The organism is Streptomyces sp. NPDC047853, assembly GCF_043204535.1.
Classification (GTDB): Bacteria; Actinomycetota; Actinomycetes; order Streptomycetales; family Streptomycetaceae; genus Streptomyces.
Genome location: NZ_JBIDCI010000002.1, coordinates 226120 through 241547 on the forward strand (window position 1 = coordinate 226120; position 15428 = coordinate 241547).

Consider the following 15428-nt stretch of genomic DNA (forward strand, 5'->3'; position numbering starts at 1 on the left):
TCTCAAGCTCAGCCCTCGTCCGGGCCACCGCTCTCCTTGTTCTCCACGGCGTCGGAGCCTTCCTTCGCCTCGGTGCTCTCCTCGGCCGGCTTGACCGTCTGCGCACCCGGCTGCGGCTCGGCCACGGCCACCCGCGCGGGGCGGATGGTGCGCTCGCCGATCCGGTACCCGGGCTGCAGGATCGCCACGCAGGTCGTCTCGGTGACGTCCGGTGCGTAGGAGTGCATCAGGGCTTCGTGGATCGTCGGGTCGAAGGGCTCGCCCTCCTTGCCGAACTGCTGGAGGCCGAGCTTGGCCACCGTGGTCTCCAGCGACTCCGCGACGGACTTGAAGCCGCCGACCAGTTCGCCGTGTTCCCGGGCGCGACCGATGTCGTCGAGCACGGGAAGCAGCTCGGACAGGAGGTTCGCGACGGCGACCTCCTTGACCGCGACGCGGTCCCGCTCCACCCGGCGGCGGTAGTTCTGGTACTCGGCCTGGAGGCGCTGGAGGTCCGCCGTGCGCTCGTTGAGCGCGGTGCGCACCTGGTCCAGCTGGGCCACCAGGCCCGCGTTCTCGCTCGCGTCCCCGGCCGGGGCCGCGGCCTCCTCCGAAGAGGGGGCGGCGGCCTTCGGCTCGGCGTCGTCAGGGCTGGCGCCGGAGGGGACGTCGGGCTTCTCCTCGAAGCCCGGGGTCTCCTCCGTCACGCGGCACCGTCCTTGCGCTCGTCGTCCACGATCTCGGCGTCGACGACGTCGTCGTCCCCGCCCTTGTCACCGGCCTGGGCGCCCTCGCCGGGAGCCTCGCCACCGGCGGCCTGCGCGCCCTGGGCGTCGGCGTACATCGCCTGGCCCAGCTTCTGCGAGACGGCGGCGACCTTCTCGGTGGCGGTGCGGATCTCGGCGGTGTCCTCGCCCTTGAGCTTCTCCTTCAGCTCGGCGACGGCGCCCTCGACCTCGGTCTTGATCTCGCCGGGGACCTTGTCCTCGTTGTCCTTGAGGAACTTCTCCGTCTGGTAGACGAGCTGCTCGCCCTGGTTGCGGGACTCGGCGGCCTCGCGGCGGGCGTGGTCCTCCTCCGCGTACTTCTCGGCCTCCTGGCGCATCCGGTCGACCTCGTCCTTCGGCAGCGAGGAGCCGCCGGTGACGGTCATCTTCTGCTCCTTGCCCGTGCCCAGGTCCTTCGCGGTCACGTGCATGATGCCGTTGGCGTCGATGTCGAAGGCGACCTCGATCTGCGGGACGCCGCGGGGCGCCGGGGGCAGACCGGTCAGCTCGAACATCCCGAGCTTCTTGTTGTACGCCGCGATCTCGCGCTCGCCCTGGTAGACCTGGATCTGCACGGAGGGCTGGTTGTCCTCGGCGGTGGTGAAGATCTCCGAACGCTTCGTCGGGATCGTCGTGTTCCGCTCGATCAGCTTGGTCATGATGCCGCCCTTGGTCTCGATGCCGAGGGACAGCGGGGTGACGTCGAGGAGCAGGACGTCCTTGACCTCGCCCTTGAGGACACCGGCCTGCAGGGCGGCGCCGATGGCGACGACCTCGTCCGGGTTGACGCCCTTGTTGGCGTCCTTGCCGCCGGTCAGCTCCTTGACGAGCTCGGCGACGGCGGGCATGCGGGTGGAGCCACCGACGAGAACGACGTGGTCGATCTCGGACAGCTGGATGCCGGCGTCCTTGATGACGTTGTGGAACGGCGTCTTGCAGCGCTCCAGCAGGTCGGCCGTCAGCTGCTGGAACTGAGCGCGCGTGAGCTTCTCGTCCAGGTGCAGCGGGCCCTCGGCGGACGCCGTGATGTAGGGGAGGTTGATCGAGGTCTCGGTGGACGAGGACAGCTCGATCTTCGCCTTCTCGGCGGCCTCGCGCAGGCGCTGGAGCGCCATCTTGTCCTTGGAGAGGTCCACGCCGTGGCCGGACTGGAACTGCTTGACCAGGTAGTCGACGACACGCTGGTCCCAGTCGTCACCACCGAGGTGGTTGTCACCGTTGGTGGCCTTCACCTCGACGACGCCGTCGCCGATCTCCAGCAGCGAGACGTCGAACGTACCGCCACCGAGGTCGAAGACCAGGATGATCTGCTCGTCCTTGTCGAGGCCGTACGCCAGCGCGGCGGCCGTCGGCTCGTTGACGATGCGCAGCACGTTGAGGCCCGCGATCTCACCGGCCTCCTTGGTGGCCTGGCGCTCGGCGTCGTTGAAGTACGCCGGGACGGTGATGACCGCGTCGGTCACCTTCTCGCCCAGGTAGGACTCGGCGTCCCGCTTCAGCTTCTGCAGCACGAAGGCGCTGATCTGCTGCGGGTTGAAGTCCTTGCCGTCCAGGTTGATCTTCCAGTCGGTGCCCATGTGGCGCTTGACCGACCGGATGGTCCTGTCGACGTTCGTGACCGCCTGACGCTTGGCCACCTCGCCGACCAGCACCTCACCGTTCTTGGCGAAGGCGACGACGGACGGCGTGGTCCTGGCGCCCTCGGCGTTGGTGATGACGGTGGGCTCGCCGCCCTCCAGAACGCTGACGACGGAGTTAGTCGTGCCCAGGTCGATGCCGACCGCACGTGCCATGGTGAATAACCTCCAGCGACTTGAGTGGAACAGGCTCAAGTGTGCAGGACGCATTTCGCTGCGTCAACAGAGGTGAGTCGAGCAGGCTCAACTCTTATCCGTTCCTTACACGCAATACCTCGCTGACCTGCGATTTCTCTGCCCGCCGGGACTGACGAACCGGAAAAATCGTCCCCCGGGAGGACGTCTCACCCGGGGCTCCGGTTGCGCCGGGAGGCGTCCGAGACCCCTGAGCCTGCGTCGGACGCCGCCGAGACGGCACGTCCGCGCCCGCCCGCCGGGACCCGCCCTCGCCCGCCCGCCGCGCGTCGTGCGCCTCCGCCCGCCGCTCCCCCGGCACCCGTCCCTCCCGTGACCCCCGCGCCCCCCGCACTCCCCGCGCCCCGTACACCCGTACCCGCAACAGGGCCGCCGTCCCGGCCACCGCCCCGCCCGCCATCCAGAGCACCGCCACCCGACCGGCCCAGCCGGTGTGCACGAGCACGCCCACGAGCACCCCGCAGAACGAGGCCACTGCGAGCACCACCACCGCGCCCTGCGGGGTGAGGCCCAGTCGGCGCAGCCGGTGGGCGAGATGGTCGGGCCCGCCGCGCAGCAGGGGCCGTCCGGCGAGGCGGCGGGAGAGGAGGACGAGGACGGCGTCCACCCCCGCGAGCGCCGTCAGGGCGAACGCCACCCCCACGCCGGCCAGGGGCTCGTGCCCCGCACGGGTGAACACGGTCGCCCCGGCGAGCAGGAAGCCCGCGAACAGCGACCCGCAGGCCCCGAGGGCGATCCGCGCGGGGTGCCAGTTGTGCAGCAGGAAGCCGGTCAGCGCGGCGGCCAGGGCGAGCAGCAGCACCGCCAGCCCGTCCATCAGCTCCGCCGCCGCGCAGGCGCCGACCCCGAAGGCGGTCACGACCCCCACGGTGCCGGCCACCCCGTCGGCGTGGTCGAGCCCCCGGAAGGCCACGGCGACCACCGCGATCCAGCCCACCGCGAGCCCTCCGGCCACCGGCCCGGTCTCGCCGTACGGCACCGCGCAGGCCGCCGCGACGGCCGTACCGGCGAGCAGCCACCGCCGCCGCAGCCGCCAGACGTCGGCGGCCAGACCGAGCGCGCCGACGGCGAGCCCGGCCGCGAGCAGCCGTCCGACGTCCGGACCGAGCGGCACGACACCCGTCCGGTCCCCCGTCCACGCGACCGCGCCGGTGACGAGGACGACGGCCGCGCCGCCCAGCAGGGGCACGGGCCGCTGCCGTCGCCGGTCGACGAGGGCGAGGCGCAGGGCGGGCGCCCTCAGCAGCGCGGCGAGGAGGGCGGCGAGAAGAAAGGAGGCGGTGGCTGCGGCGATCCCATAGAGCACGGGCCCAAGTTATGCCCGAACCAGGTCGAATATCATGATTTGCGACGAATGGCGCGTCCGCGCCCCGCGGCCCGTCCGGACGCCCCCGGGCCGCGCCGGACGCCGCCCCCGTGGTCAGGGTTGCCTCAGCGACGCAGATCACCGCACGTCCGACTACAGTGCGGCGCAGGATGGGGGTAGTCTCGAACGGACTGCCTAAGTTACCGCTTAGTAATACCGCCCCCTCGTCACCTCGCAGGCCCGAGGAGCCCCCAAATGCAACTCGCCGCGATCATCGTGTCGCTGGTCCTGATCGTGGTCGGCGTGGCACTGTTCGGCCGCGCCGTCCTACAGATCGTCAACTACATGCGGCTGGGCCAGCCGGTGCCGGCCGGACTGCGGACCAATGACCCCGTGGCCCGCACCGTCACCGTGCTCCGGGAGTTCCTCGGCCACACCCGGATGAACCGCTGGGGCATCGTCGGGGTGGCGCACTGGTTCGTGGCGGTGGGCTTCTTCTCGCTGCTGCTGACGATCGTCAACGCGGTCGGCCAGCTCTTCCAGGCCGACTGGATCCTGCCGGTCATCGGCGACTGGGCGCCGTACAACGTCTTCGTCGAGTTCATCGGCACCATGACCGTGCTCGGCATCCTGGTCCTGATCGCGATCCGCCAGCTGAGCAAGCCGAACAGGCCGGGCCGCAAGTCCCGCTTCGCCGGCTCCAACTTCGGCCAGGCGTACTTCGTCGAGGCCGTCATCCTCATCGTCGGCGTCTGCATCTTCATGCTGCACGCGCTGGAGGGCGCCCTCCACCACGTGGACGGCTACGAGGCCTCGTTCTTCATCTCGTACCCGGTGGTCTCCGCGCTCGGCGACCTGGACGTCTCCACGCTCCAGAACCTCGTCTACCTCTTCGCCGGTCTGAAGATCGCGACCTCGTTCATCTGGATGATCACGGTCGCCCTCAAGACCGACATGGGCGTGGCCTGGCACCGCTTCCTGGCCTTCCCGAACATCTGGTTCAAGCGCAACGCCGACGGCGACGTCTCGCTCGGCGCCCTGCTGCCGATGACGTCGGGCGGCAAGCCGATCGACTTCACCGACCCCGGTGACGACGACGTCTTCGGCGTCTCCCAGGTCGAGCAGTTCTCCTGGAAGGGCCTGCTGGACTTCTCCACCTGCACCGAGTGCGGCCGCTGCCAGTCGCAGTGCCCCGCCTGGAACACCGGCAAGCCGCTCTCCCCCAAGCTCCTGATCATGTCCCTGCGCGACCACGCGCACGCCAAGGCCCCCTACCTGCTGGCCGGCGGCGGCAAGACCATGGAGGGCGAGGAGAAGGCGTCCGAGGAGCAGCTGAAGGACGTCCCCGCGGCCGCCCTCGCCGAGGCCGAGCGCCCGTTGATCGGCACCCTCGAAGAGAACGGCGTCATCGACCCGGACGTCCTGTGGTCCTGCACCACCTGCGGCGCCTGCGTCGAGCAGTGCCCCGTCGACATCGAGCACGTCGACCACATCGTCGACATGCGCCGCTACCAGGTCATGATCGAGTCGGCGTTCCCGTCCGAGGCGGGCACGATGCTCAAGAACCTGGAGAAGAAGGGCAACCCCTGGGGCCTGGCCAAGAAGCAGCGCCTGGAGTGGCTCAAGGAGCTGGACTTCGAGGTCCCGGTCGTCGGCAAGGACATCGAGGACCTCACCGAGGTCGAGTACCTCTACTGGGTCGGCTGCGCCGGCGCCCTGGAGGACCGCGCCAAGAAGACCACCAAGGCCTTCGCCGAGCTGCTGCACATCGCGGGCGTCAAGTTCGCCATCATGGGCGGCGACGAGAAGTGCACCGGTGACTCGGCCCGGCGCCTGGGCAACGAGCCGTTGTTCCAGGAACTGGGCATGGAGAACGTCATGTCCCTCAACGCCGCCTTCGGCGAGGAGATGGACGACGACGGCAAGGTCACCGAGGAGTCGCGCAAGCCGAAGTCGGCCAAGAAGATCGTCGCGACCTGCCCGCACTGCCTCAACACCCTGGGCAACGAGTACCCGCAGCTCGGCGGCGACTACGAGGTCATCCACCACACCCAGCTGCTCCAGCACCTCGTGGACGAGGGCAGGCTGCTCCCGGTCACGCCGGTCGAGGGCATCATCACCTACCACGACCCGTGCTACCTGGGCCGGCACAACAAGATCTACACGCCGCCGCGCGAGATCATCGCCGCCGTCCCGGGCGTCCGCAACGAGGAGATGCACCGTCACAAGGAGCGCGGCTTCTGCTGCGGCGCCGGCGGCGCGCGGATGTGGATGGAGGAGCGGATCGGCAAGCGCATCAACAACGAGCGCGTCGACGAGGCCCTGTCGGTCAACCCCGACATCGTCTCCACCGCCTGCCCCTTCTGCCTCGTGATGCTCACCGACTCCGTCAACGGCAAGAAGAACGACGGCAAGGCCAAGGAGTCCATCCAGGTCGTCGACGTCGCCCAGCTCCTGCTGGACTCCGTCAGGACCCCGGCCGACCCGGCGGGCGAGCCGGAGCCGGAGAGCGAGCCGACGCCGGAACCGGTGAAGTAGCCGCCGGCCGCGCCTCCTCACGACCGACACCCCCAGGTTCCGTCCGGACCTGGGGGTGTCGCCGTATCTCGAACACGTGCATCATTAGCCGGTCGTTGCCGGAGCCGCGTATGACTACGACCGGGACGGCCGAGACGGGCGGGACGGCCGAGACGGCAAGACGGCAAGACGGCGAGACGGATGAGATGGTCGAGACGGACGAGGTGAACGGTACGGTGCGCGTGCGAAGAAGCACCCTGACCAGCACGACGGCCCTCGGTTGCCTGCTCCTGCTGGCCGCCTGCGGCCAGGGAGGGACGGCGCCCACCACCGAGGACACCGCCCCCACCCCCCTACGCGCCGCCCAGGCCCCCGCCCCCGCACCGCTCCCCGTCCCGCGCGGCGACGGCAGCGAGGTCCCCGACGACTTCAACGGCGACGGCCACCGCGACCTCGTCCTGGACGACCTCGTCAAGGCGCAGAGCCACGCGGACGACGCGGGCATCGGCATCGTCTACGGCTCCTCGCGCGGACCGGTCCCCGGCACCCGGCAGTTGCTCACCCCGAAGAAGTACGCGGCGCCCACCGACGGGCAGTTGCCGGCCGTCTTCGAGGCCGAGGCGAGCTGCGACCTCGACGGCGACGGCTTCACCGACCTGGTGGTCACCACCGACCCGCCCTACGACGGCCAGGGCCGCCCCCCGGTGCCCCTCCAGCTCCTCTTCGGCTCCCCGTCCGGCCCGGCAGACCGCGCGGTCCCGCTGACCGTCCCCGAGCGGGCCCGCTACGGCAACGACTGGCCCGAACGCCCGGTGTGCGGCGACTTCGACGGCGACGACGCCCAGGACCTGGTCCTGCACGCCTCGGCCGGCCGGCTCAGCTACCTGCGCGGCCCCTTCACCCGCAAAGGCGCCCCGCGCCAAGCAGGCGCGCCCCTCACCTCCCCCGGTGAGGCGCCGACCGGCCCCGCCGCCGACGTGGACCGCGACGGGTACGACGACCTGGTCGTCCGCGCCTCGACGGGCCCCGGCGAGGCATCCGTCGTCCTGGGCGGCCCGGACGGCCCGACCCGCACCGGCGTCACCCTCCCCGACGGGGTCGACATCGCCCTGGGCGCCTTCGGCAGGGGCAAGGCACTGGACGCGGCCGTGGGCGCCACGGGCGGCACCGCGATGCGCTACGACCTCCCCACCGCCGCCCGCAGCACCCTCGACCTCCCCGGCTCGACCCTCGACGCCGCCGACTTCGACGGCGACGGCCTGAGCGAGCTGGTCTCCAGCGGCAACGGGGTACGGGTCCTCCCCGGCCGCGCCACGGGGCCCACGACGGCGGGCGCGGTCACGGTGCGGCCCGCGGCGACCGGCACCACGCAGGTGCTGACGACCGGCGACTTCGACGGCGACGACCTGGCGGACCTGGTGGTGCGGACGTACCGGGGTGACACGCAGGACGCCGTCGCGGTGTACCGGGGCACGGAGAAGGGCCTGGTGGCGGCGGAGGCGGCGGTCACCTTCTCCACGTCGGCGTTCCTGACCCCGTAGGGAACGGACCGGCCGACCGTGCGCGGACGCCGCGGGAGGATCGGGGAGTCCTCGGGGGAGTCCTCAGGGAGTCCTCAGGGAGTCCTCGGGGCCGTCCCGTAGGGGATGTCACAGCTCGGCCGCAAAGGCCGTCCCGAAAGGCCGCGCCCCGCACGTCACTCTCCGGGACCAGGTACGTTCGAAGGCGTGGCTGGATTCAGGATCGGACGCGGCCGGGACAACGGCGCTCCGCACGCGCGACCGCAACGCCCACCGTACGGACAGCAGGCGCCCCAGGGACCGTCGTACGGCGGTCCCGCGACGCCTCGGCAGCCGTACCCGCAGCAGCCGTACGGGGGTGGCGCCCCCGGCGCGGGCGGCTCACCGTGGCCACAGCCGCACGGCGGCGGGCACGGTGAGCCGGAGTACTTCGGGGACGGCGGCCACCCCCAGGGCGGCCCCCACGGGGGACAGCCCCCGTACGACCCGTACGCCGCCAACAACCCGGGCCACACCCAGGCGTTCACCGTCGACGACCCCTACAACCAGGGCGAGACCTACCGCGCCGGCTCCGCGGCACCGCCCGGCCCGGTCGGCCCCCGCCTGCACTGGAAGGCGCTGCTGAAGGGCGTCGTCCTCGCCCCCAACCAGACCTTCCTCCAGATGCGGGACTACGCGATGTGGGCCCCGGCGCTCATCGTGACCTTCCTCTACGGCCTGCTGGCGGTCTTCGGCTTCGACGGCGCCCGCGAGGAGGCCATCAACGCCACCCTCTCGAACGCGGTCCCGATCGTCCTGATCACGGCCGTGGCGATGGTGCTGAGCGCGTTCGTCCTGGGCGTGGTCACCCACACCCTGGCCCGCCAGCTCGGCGGCGACGGCGCCTGGCAGCCCACGGTCGGCCTCTCCATGCTGATCATGTCCCTCACCGACGCCCCGCGCCTGGTCGTCGCGCTCTTCGCCGGCGGTGACGCGCCCTTCGTCCAGATCCTGGGCTGGGCCACCTGGGTCGCGGCCGGCGCCCTGCTGACCCTCATGGTCAGCCGCTCCCACGACCTGCCCTGGCCGAAGGCGCTGGGCGCGTCGGCGATCCAGCTGATCGCCCTGCTGTCGATCGTGAAGCTCGGCACGTTCTAACGGCCGTCACCGGCACGCAGGAGGGCCCCCGGCGCGACGCCGGGGGCCCTCTCCTGTGTCTCACGCACCACGCGTCCCGACGCTCAGGCGTCGAGCACCTGCCCGTCCCTGCGCACCACCGGCGGTTCGACGCTCCACGGGAAGTTGATCCACTCGTCGGTCCGCTTCCACACGTACTCGCACTGGACGAGCGAGTGGGACTTCTCATAGATCACGGCGCTGCGGACCTCGGCGACGGTGTCCAGGCAGAAGTCCCGCACCAGCTTCAGCGTCTTCCCGGTGTCCGCGACGTCGTCCGTGATGAGGACCTTCTTGCGGGAGAAGTCGATGACGTTGGGCACCGGCGCCAGCATGACCGGCATCTCCAGGGTGGTCCCGACCCCGGTGTAGAACTCCACGTTCACGAGGTGGATGTTCTTGCAGTCGAGCGCGTACGCCAAGCCGCCGGCGACGAAGACCCCGCCGCGGGCGATCGACAGCACTATGTCGGGCTCGTAGCCGTCGTCGGCGACGGCCTGAGCGAGCTCGCGCACCGCGACGCCGAACTGCTCGTAGGTCAGGTTCTCCCGTACTTCACTCATGCGCGCGTCCTGCTCATACCTGGGTCCGATGGAAGTTGATGAAGGACCGGGAGGCGGTCGGCCCCCGCTGCCCCTGGTAACGGGACCCGTACCGCTCGCTCCCGTACGGGTGCTCGGCCGGCGACGTGAGCCGGAACATGCACAGCTGCCCGATCTTCATCCCCGGCCACAGCTTGATCGGCAGGGTCGCGAGGTTGCTCAGCTCCAGCGTCACGTGCCCGGAGAACCCCGGGTCGATGAACCCGGCGGTGGAGTGCGTGACCAGCCCGAGCCGCCCCAGCGAGCTCTTCCCCTCCAGCCGGGAGGCGAGGTCGTCGGGCAGCGAGACGACCTCGTACGTGCTGGCCAGCACGAACTCGCCGGGATGCAGGATGAACGGCTCGTCCCCCTCCGGCTCCACGAGCCGGGTCAGATCCGTCTGCTCGACGGAGGGGTCGATGTGCGGGTACCGGTGGTTCTCGAACACCCGGAAATAGCGGTCGAGACGTACGTCGATGCTCGACGGCTGCACCATGGAGTCGTCGAAAGGATCGATACGCACCCGCCCGGAATCGATCTCGGCCCGGATGTCCTTGTCTGAGAGAAGCACGCACCGAGGATACGCAAGGCGCGCGGAGCTGCGACAACCGCCGCCGCGCCGCGCGCCCGAACCTCACCCGGGGTGTGTGCTACCGCTTCACCGCACCCACCACCGGCACGGCACTCCGCAGCCGCGCACACCGCGGACATCGGACGAGCCGACCGGGACCGAGTCGCTCGGCCTTCTGCATCGGGAACGAGGCGGCGGTGAACACGTGCCCATCGGCACAGCGGAGGACGGTGTGATCCATCAAGTCCTTCAAGTCCCTTCCCCAAGAGCCGCGTCCGGCTGACTACCCTGACGACAAAAGCCACAGTACGGGATCAAAGGAACGACTCTCCAGGCGGCACTCCGGCCCCTCCCGGCACCTTCGCGGGGGCCCACCGTACGCCCCAACTCCGTCTGCCCGCAGCCGCGTCCGACACTCCTCCACGCACGTCGGCCCCACGGCGCGAACACCGGGGGCCGACGATGGGGTAGAGTGACCGAGCGTCCAGGCACCGACCTCGGTCGGCGTCTTACGCGGGTGTAGTTTAATGGTAGAACATCAGCTTCCCAAGCTGAGAGCGCGAGTTCGATTCTCGTCACCCGCTCCACGCGAAACCCCCGGGTCTGAGACCTGGGGGTTCTTTGTTGTCGTCGAGCCCGGCGACCTTCCGTTCAGCGATTCCCGTGCCGGTCACGTACATGGTGATGAACGGGGCGGCAATGGCGGCCGCGCGCGGGAGCTGGGCATGGGAGCACTGGAACCCGGCCGCGATCACCATCCAGCAGGAGCGACATCTTTGTATATACTTGATGACACTCTATATATCTGCGGAGGTGTATCAATGACTCGCACCGTGATAGACCTCGATGATCAGCTGGTCGCCGACGTGGCCAAGGCCCTCGGCACCAGCACCAAGAAGGAGACGGTGAACACCGCCCTGCGCGAGGTGCTGGAGAACCGGCGGCGGGCTCTGGCCCTCACCCGCCTGCGTGCGGCGGCGGCCGAGGGCGCCTTCGATCTCGACCTCCTCGAGGACAAGGGCAACTACCGTCGGTGAACGCCGCTCAGTTCCTGATCGACACCAGTGCACTCGGCCGGCTGTTGCGCGGCGACGCCGAGCAGTACGGCTGGGACCAGGCGGCGGCAGCCGGGCTCATCGCCACGTGCCCCATCACCGAGCTGGAGTTCTTCTACAGCGCGCGTTCCGCCGCCGACCGTGCCCAAGGCATCGATGACCTGCGTCTGCTCTTCGGCTGGGTGCCGGTCGACGACCGCGCCTACGACCGCGCCTGGCAGGTCCAGAACACCCTCACCCAGCGTGGACAGCACCGCAGTGCCGGAGCCGTCGACCTCGTGGTGGCGGCCACGGCCGAGTTGCAGGGACTGACCCTCCTGCACCGCGACCGGGACTTCGAGTGCATCGCCGCCGTCACAGGCCAGGCGCTCCAGTGGTACGGGCCAGAACCCGGCAAATGAACCCAGGGGGCCGGGCGTTCGGCTGTTCCGAGGAAGCCTCGGCCACCGGCCTGTGGTGGCCGAGGGGCTGGGACCGGCAATCGGCGCATGCGCGAAGGTGCTCCCCGACTGGATGCCTGCCTCTCCCTCTCCCGCAGATGGGTCCGCTTCACCGCCGCTAACGGGTCGGCACGGATGCGACCGGGCGGACCGCGGTGAAGTCCTGGCCTTCATAGCGAGTGGCGGAGAGCAACAGCAGCCACTCGTCGCAGCCCTGCCACGGAGAGAGGTCGCCGCCGCCTCCGCGCACCACCCGCGGTCCGTCCCCGGTGCGAGGGCGTGCGTCCGCGGGCGCGTTGGTGAAATGGGGGATCCACACGTCGCTGCAGATTTCGTTCGCCGAACCCATCGCCGCCAGCCCGAAGGCGTTCTCGGCCGCGGCGGTGCGGTCCTCGTCGGCGAAGTCGTGGAGGACCTGGTCCTCGTCCGGCCTCCCGTCCCCCCGGAAGGTCAGAGTGGTCGTACCTGCCCGGGCGGCATACTCCCACTCCGCCTCACTGGGCAGCCGGAAGGGCAACGCCCCGAGTAGATCGTCCAGGTCGTCCTCGATCCGAGCCGTGCTCGAATCGGACTCGGTGAAGCTGTCCTCGTACCCGGGGAGCCAGTGCCGTACTTGCTCCACCGTGAGCGGATGCCGCGCTATCAGGAACGGCTCGACCCGCACTTCCCGCACCGGCCGGGCCTGGTCGGCGCCGGCGAAGAACGCGTCGAGGTCGTCATCGGCACCATCGACCCGCTCGATGACACGAACCGCTTCCAGTTCCGCGTCGGACAGGCCCATCCGGAACGTCCCACCGGGGACGGCCCGGAAGACCACTCCGGAGGGGGTGTGTCGCCAGGCCGGTCGGCCTGCCACGATTTCTTGAGCCCACATGGTGCCGGACGCTAGCAGCAGCCGGACATCTCGGCCCTCAGCCCGACAGCGAACGACCCCCGCCTTCGGGCGCCCACGACCGCGCTCCAGCTCACGCGGGCCGAGGACACGCGTACCCGACGGCGGCCCCTGGGCATGACACCCGCCCTTCATCGGTCTTCCGGTCCGGCGCGACCACACCGCCACGGCCGTGGTGAAAGGCGGCGCTCCTGTCCCCGTGCTGAGCGTTCAGCCGACGGATGAGGAACGCGCTGCCGCGATCACCGCCGGCAGCACGATCACCGTCACCAGGATGCCCACCGTCGTCAGTCCCTCTCCGGCCGTTCCGTCGGCGCCTCGGTGACCGCGCGGCCCCACGTGCGAAGGACCAGGGCACCGGCTCCGGGCCCCCTTCGGACTCCCCCACCGCTTCCCCCGGGCGGTCGGCCTCTGCGGTCACCGTCAGGCGCCCGGCATCCGCCACCAGGCTGCTCGCGGAGGCGGTCCGGCGCGGGTCGCCGGCCGCCGCCATCAGCCAGGTGGCCACGGCCGGAGGCGTCCGCGGGGGAACGACCAGCAGGTTCCAGCGGCCCACGCGGTAGGAGAGGAGCAGGAGTTCGTGTTCGTCCTGCTCGTAGCGGAACCAGCCCGCCTTCACCACATGCCCGGCGACAGGCACCTTGGGCGGGACGACGGGCCCCACACGCCGTCGGGCAGGGGCGAGGAAGACTTCGGCCGCCGACCCCCACGCCCACGGCATCGGTTACCAGCCGTCACGCCGCCTTTACGCACCGAGGAGTAGGCTCAGAGTACCGAGGGCATCAGGCACGCCGGTGGCGGACCGGCTCCACCCCCGGATTCACTGGCGTTCATCACGCGGGAAGGGCTCCCCCTTCGCCCCGCACACGCCCGCCGACTCCTTTCTCCCGAGCTCGGGAGACAGTCGGCGCCGTCCTCAGGCAAGAGCGGGCCGGCTCGTCCCCCTCACCGGGCGGAACCTCCGCCCTGCCGAACGGTCGGCCACCCACCTCGTCAGAGAGAATCCACGTGATCACCACAGCTCCCGTCGCACCGTCCGCCCGGCCCCTGTCTCCCGTCCGCCTGCGCCTCGCGCCGCACGGCGCGCTGCCGCGTCGTATCGACGGTGTGTGGTGGCCGCACTCGCGCGATCTCCTGACGCAGCTTCCCGAGATGCTCGCCGCGCTGCCGAGCGCGTGGGGCGACATCACCGGCGTCACCGTGGACGCCGCGGCCTGGTCGGCGGCACCGGGGCGCATGTTCGTCGCCAACCAGGTCGTACGCCTGCACAGAGCCCCTGCCCCGCCGCACGCCCCGGAGCGGGTCGTCCTGCTCTCCCCCGGGATCGGCCGCTGGGATCTGCTGGTGGTCCCGCCGGACACGACCGAGGGAGCCGCCACCGTCCTCATGGCCACCGCGCTGGACGACCGCATTCCCGACAACGGCGGAGAAGCCCGCACCCCGCGCCCGACGGCGGCGACGAGACCGCGCGGACGCGTGTGGCCCACCGGGCGAGGGACCCGTACCCGTCGGTGACAAGTGCCGCCACGGGCACGAACCCGTGCAAGGACGGGCGTACGTCCGCACTCCCCGGCGGCACCACCGTGTACGCGCCGGTCCCCGCGCCCCTGCTCGCACCGGCGCTCCGTGTCATCCGCCCACTGATGAGGAGTTCCGCCCCATGACCACGGCCACCACCTCCACACGTTCCGCGACCCCCGGCAGCGACTTCGCCCGGCTGTCGAAGAGGATCGCGGACGCCGGACTGCTGCGGCGCCGCCCTGGCTACTACACGTTGCGGATCACCGCGGTGACCGGGCTCTACGTCGCCGGGTGGGCCGCGTTCGTCCTGGTCGGACCCTCGTGGTGGACGCTGGCGATCGCAGCCTTCATGGCCGTCATGTACGGTCAAGTCGCCCTGGTCGCGCACGACATGGCGCACCGGCAGGTCTTTCGCCGCCGTCGGGCCAGCGAACTGTCCGGGCGGATCGCCGGAGCCTCGATCGGGATGGGCTACGGCTGGTGGCAGGACAAGCACACCCGCCATCACGCCAACCCCAACACCGAAAACCTCGACCCCGATGTCGCCCCCGACGTGCTCGTCTGGTCCCAGGACCAGGCCCGGGCCGCCACCGGGCTACCGCGCCTGCTCGGGCGCTGGCAGGCGTTCCTGTTCTTCCCGCTGCTCACGCTGGAGGGCTTCAACCTGCACGTGTCGAGCGGCAGGGCGATCACCAACGGCTCGCTCAAGCACCGGGTACTCGACGGGACGCTGCTGCTCGCGCACTGCGCGGTCTACCTGTCTGCTCTGTTCCTGGTGCTCCCGCCCGGTATGGCGTTCGCCTTCCTCGCCGTCCACCAGTGCCTGTTCGGCGTCTACCTCGGTTCCGCCTTCGCACCCAACCACAAGGGCATGCCGATCCTGAGGGCCGACGACCGCCCCGACTTCCTCCGCCGCCAGGTACTCACCTCGCGCAACGTCGACGGCGGCCGGTTCACGGACCTCGCGCTCGGCGGCCTCAACCACCAGATCGAGCACCATCTGTTCCCCAGCATGCCCAGCCCCAACCTGCGCGAGGCCCGCACCATCGTCCGGCAGTACTGCCGGGAACTGGGCGTCGACTATGCCGAGACGGGGCTGGTCGCCTCGTACCGGCTCGCGCTCGTCAGCCTCCACCAGGCCGGGGCACCGCTGCGGGGGACGCCTCTTCGGGGCTAACCGGACGGCTGCGGTGGGCGCGGAGACCGCCCCCCGGTTCCGACCTTCGGGGAGAGGTGGGCGCGCGGATGTGGGCAGAGGGCCGCCCGGAGCGCCGTACAGGCACTCGTCCCTC

The 15428-nt window shown here is 70.7% G+C and carries 14 protein-coding genes and 1 tRNA gene; 8 read left to right on the forward strand and 7 right to left on the reverse strand.

Features of this window, described 5'->3' with window-relative positions; all coding sequences use genetic code 11:
- Positions 1–8: 8 nt before the first annotated feature.
- The 3 genes from grpE to ACGF5T_RS05010 all read right to left on the reverse strand — a co-directional run bounded on the left by grpE (position 9) and on the right by ACGF5T_RS05010 (position 3884).
- Entirely contained in the window at positions 9–686 is a 678-nt protein-coding gene (gene grpE / locus ACGF5T_RS05000) for a nucleotide exchange factor GrpE (RefSeq protein WP_356602391.1), read from the reverse strand.
- Positions 683–2539, reverse strand: a complete 1857-nt coding sequence (gene dnaK, locus ACGF5T_RS05005; protein WP_356602393.1) for a molecular chaperone DnaK — start codon at positions 2537–2539, stop codon at positions 683–685. The genes grpE and dnaK overlap by 4 nt, the downstream gene beginning before the upstream one ends.
- A gap of 94 nt (positions 2540–2633) precedes the next feature.
- A complete protein-coding gene (locus tag ACGF5T_RS05010) occupies positions 2634–3884 on the reverse strand; it encodes an MraY family glycosyltransferase (RefSeq protein WP_356602395.1) in 1251 nt (416 codons plus the stop codon).
- A gap of 255 nt (positions 3885–4139) precedes the next feature.
- Here ACGF5T_RS05010 and ACGF5T_RS05015 point away from each other — a divergent pair, with 255 nt between their 5' ends.
- From ACGF5T_RS05015 to ACGF5T_RS05025, 3 genes are all read left to right on the forward strand, one after another.
- Positions 4140–6422 (forward strand): heterodisulfide reductase-related iron-sulfur binding cluster, encoded by a 2283-nt coding sequence (locus ACGF5T_RS05015; RefSeq protein WP_356602397.1) that lies wholly within the window; start codon positions 4140–4142, stop codon positions 6420–6422.
- A 185-nt stretch (positions 6423–6607) separates the two neighbouring features.
- Positions 6608–7942, forward strand: a complete 1335-nt coding sequence (locus ACGF5T_RS05020; RefSeq protein ID WP_366766527.1) for a VCBS repeat-containing protein — start codon at positions 6608–6610, stop codon at positions 7940–7942.
- 105 nt (positions 7943–8047) lie between these two features.
- Positions 8048–9058 carry a Yip1 family protein gene (locus ACGF5T_RS05025; RefSeq protein ID WP_356602399.1) on the forward strand — a complete coding sequence of 337 codons (1011 nt, stop codon included), beginning with the start codon at positions 8048–8050 and terminating at the stop codon, positions 9056–9058.
- An 83-nt stretch (positions 9059–9141) separates the two neighbouring features.
- Here the strand turns inward: ACGF5T_RS05025 and ACGF5T_RS05030 are convergent, their stop codons facing one another.
- Positions 9142–9639 carry a phosphoribosyltransferase gene (locus tag ACGF5T_RS05030; protein ID WP_356602401.1) on the reverse strand — a complete coding sequence of 166 codons (498 nt, stop codon included), beginning with the start codon at positions 9637–9639 and terminating at the stop codon, positions 9142–9144.
- Positions 9640–9652: 13 nt separating this feature from the next.
- Positions 9653–10228, reverse strand: a complete 576-nt coding sequence (gene dcd, locus ACGF5T_RS05035; protein ID WP_356602403.1) for a dCTP deaminase — start codon at positions 10226–10228, stop codon at positions 9653–9655.
- A gap of 513 nt (positions 10229–10741) precedes the next feature.
- On the opposite strand from dcd, the gene ACGF5T_RS05040 reads away from it, so the two are divergent.
- From ACGF5T_RS05040 to ACGF5T_RS05050, 3 genes are all read left to right on the forward strand, one after another.
- Positions 10742–10815, forward strand: a tRNA-Gly gene (locus ACGF5T_RS05040).
- Between the two features lie 234 nt (positions 10816–11049).
- Positions 11050–11265 (forward strand): type II toxin-antitoxin system VapB family antitoxin, encoded by a 216-nt coding sequence (locus ACGF5T_RS05045; RefSeq protein WP_046249112.1) that lies wholly within the window; start codon positions 11050–11052, stop codon positions 11263–11265.
- On the forward strand, positions 11262–11684 hold the full coding sequence (locus ACGF5T_RS05050) for a PIN domain nuclease (protein ID WP_366766485.1): 423 nt from the start codon (positions 11262–11264) through the stop codon (positions 11682–11684). The genes ACGF5T_RS05045 and ACGF5T_RS05050 overlap by 4 nt, the downstream gene beginning before the upstream one ends.
- 157 nt (positions 11685–11841) lie before the next feature.
- Here ACGF5T_RS05050 and ACGF5T_RS05055 read toward each other — a convergent pair whose 3' ends face one another.
- Complete coding sequence (locus ACGF5T_RS05055) at positions 11842–12579, reverse strand: SUMF1/EgtB/PvdO family nonheme iron enzyme (protein ID WP_366766486.1); 738 nt, start codon at positions 12577–12579, stop codon at positions 11842–11844.
- 109 nt (positions 12580–12688) lie between these two features.
- Positions 12689–13336 carry a DUF5994 family protein gene (locus ACGF5T_RS05060; RefSeq protein ID WP_366766487.1) on the reverse strand — a complete coding sequence of 216 codons (648 nt, stop codon included), beginning with the start codon at positions 13334–13336 and terminating at the stop codon, positions 12689–12691.
- Positions 13337–13623: 287 nt separating this feature from the next.
- On the opposite strand from ACGF5T_RS05060, the gene ACGF5T_RS05065 reads away from it, so the two are divergent.
- Positions 13624–14130 carry a DUF5994 family protein gene (locus tag ACGF5T_RS05065; RefSeq protein ID WP_366766488.1) on the forward strand — a complete coding sequence of 169 codons (507 nt, stop codon included), beginning with the start codon at positions 13624–13626 and terminating at the stop codon, positions 14128–14130.
- A 145-nt stretch (positions 14131–14275) separates the two neighbouring features.
- Entirely contained in the window at positions 14276–15313 is a 1038-nt protein-coding gene (locus ACGF5T_RS05070; RefSeq protein WP_366766489.1) for an acyl-CoA desaturase, read from the forward strand.
- Positions 15314–15428: the final 115 nt, after the last annotated feature.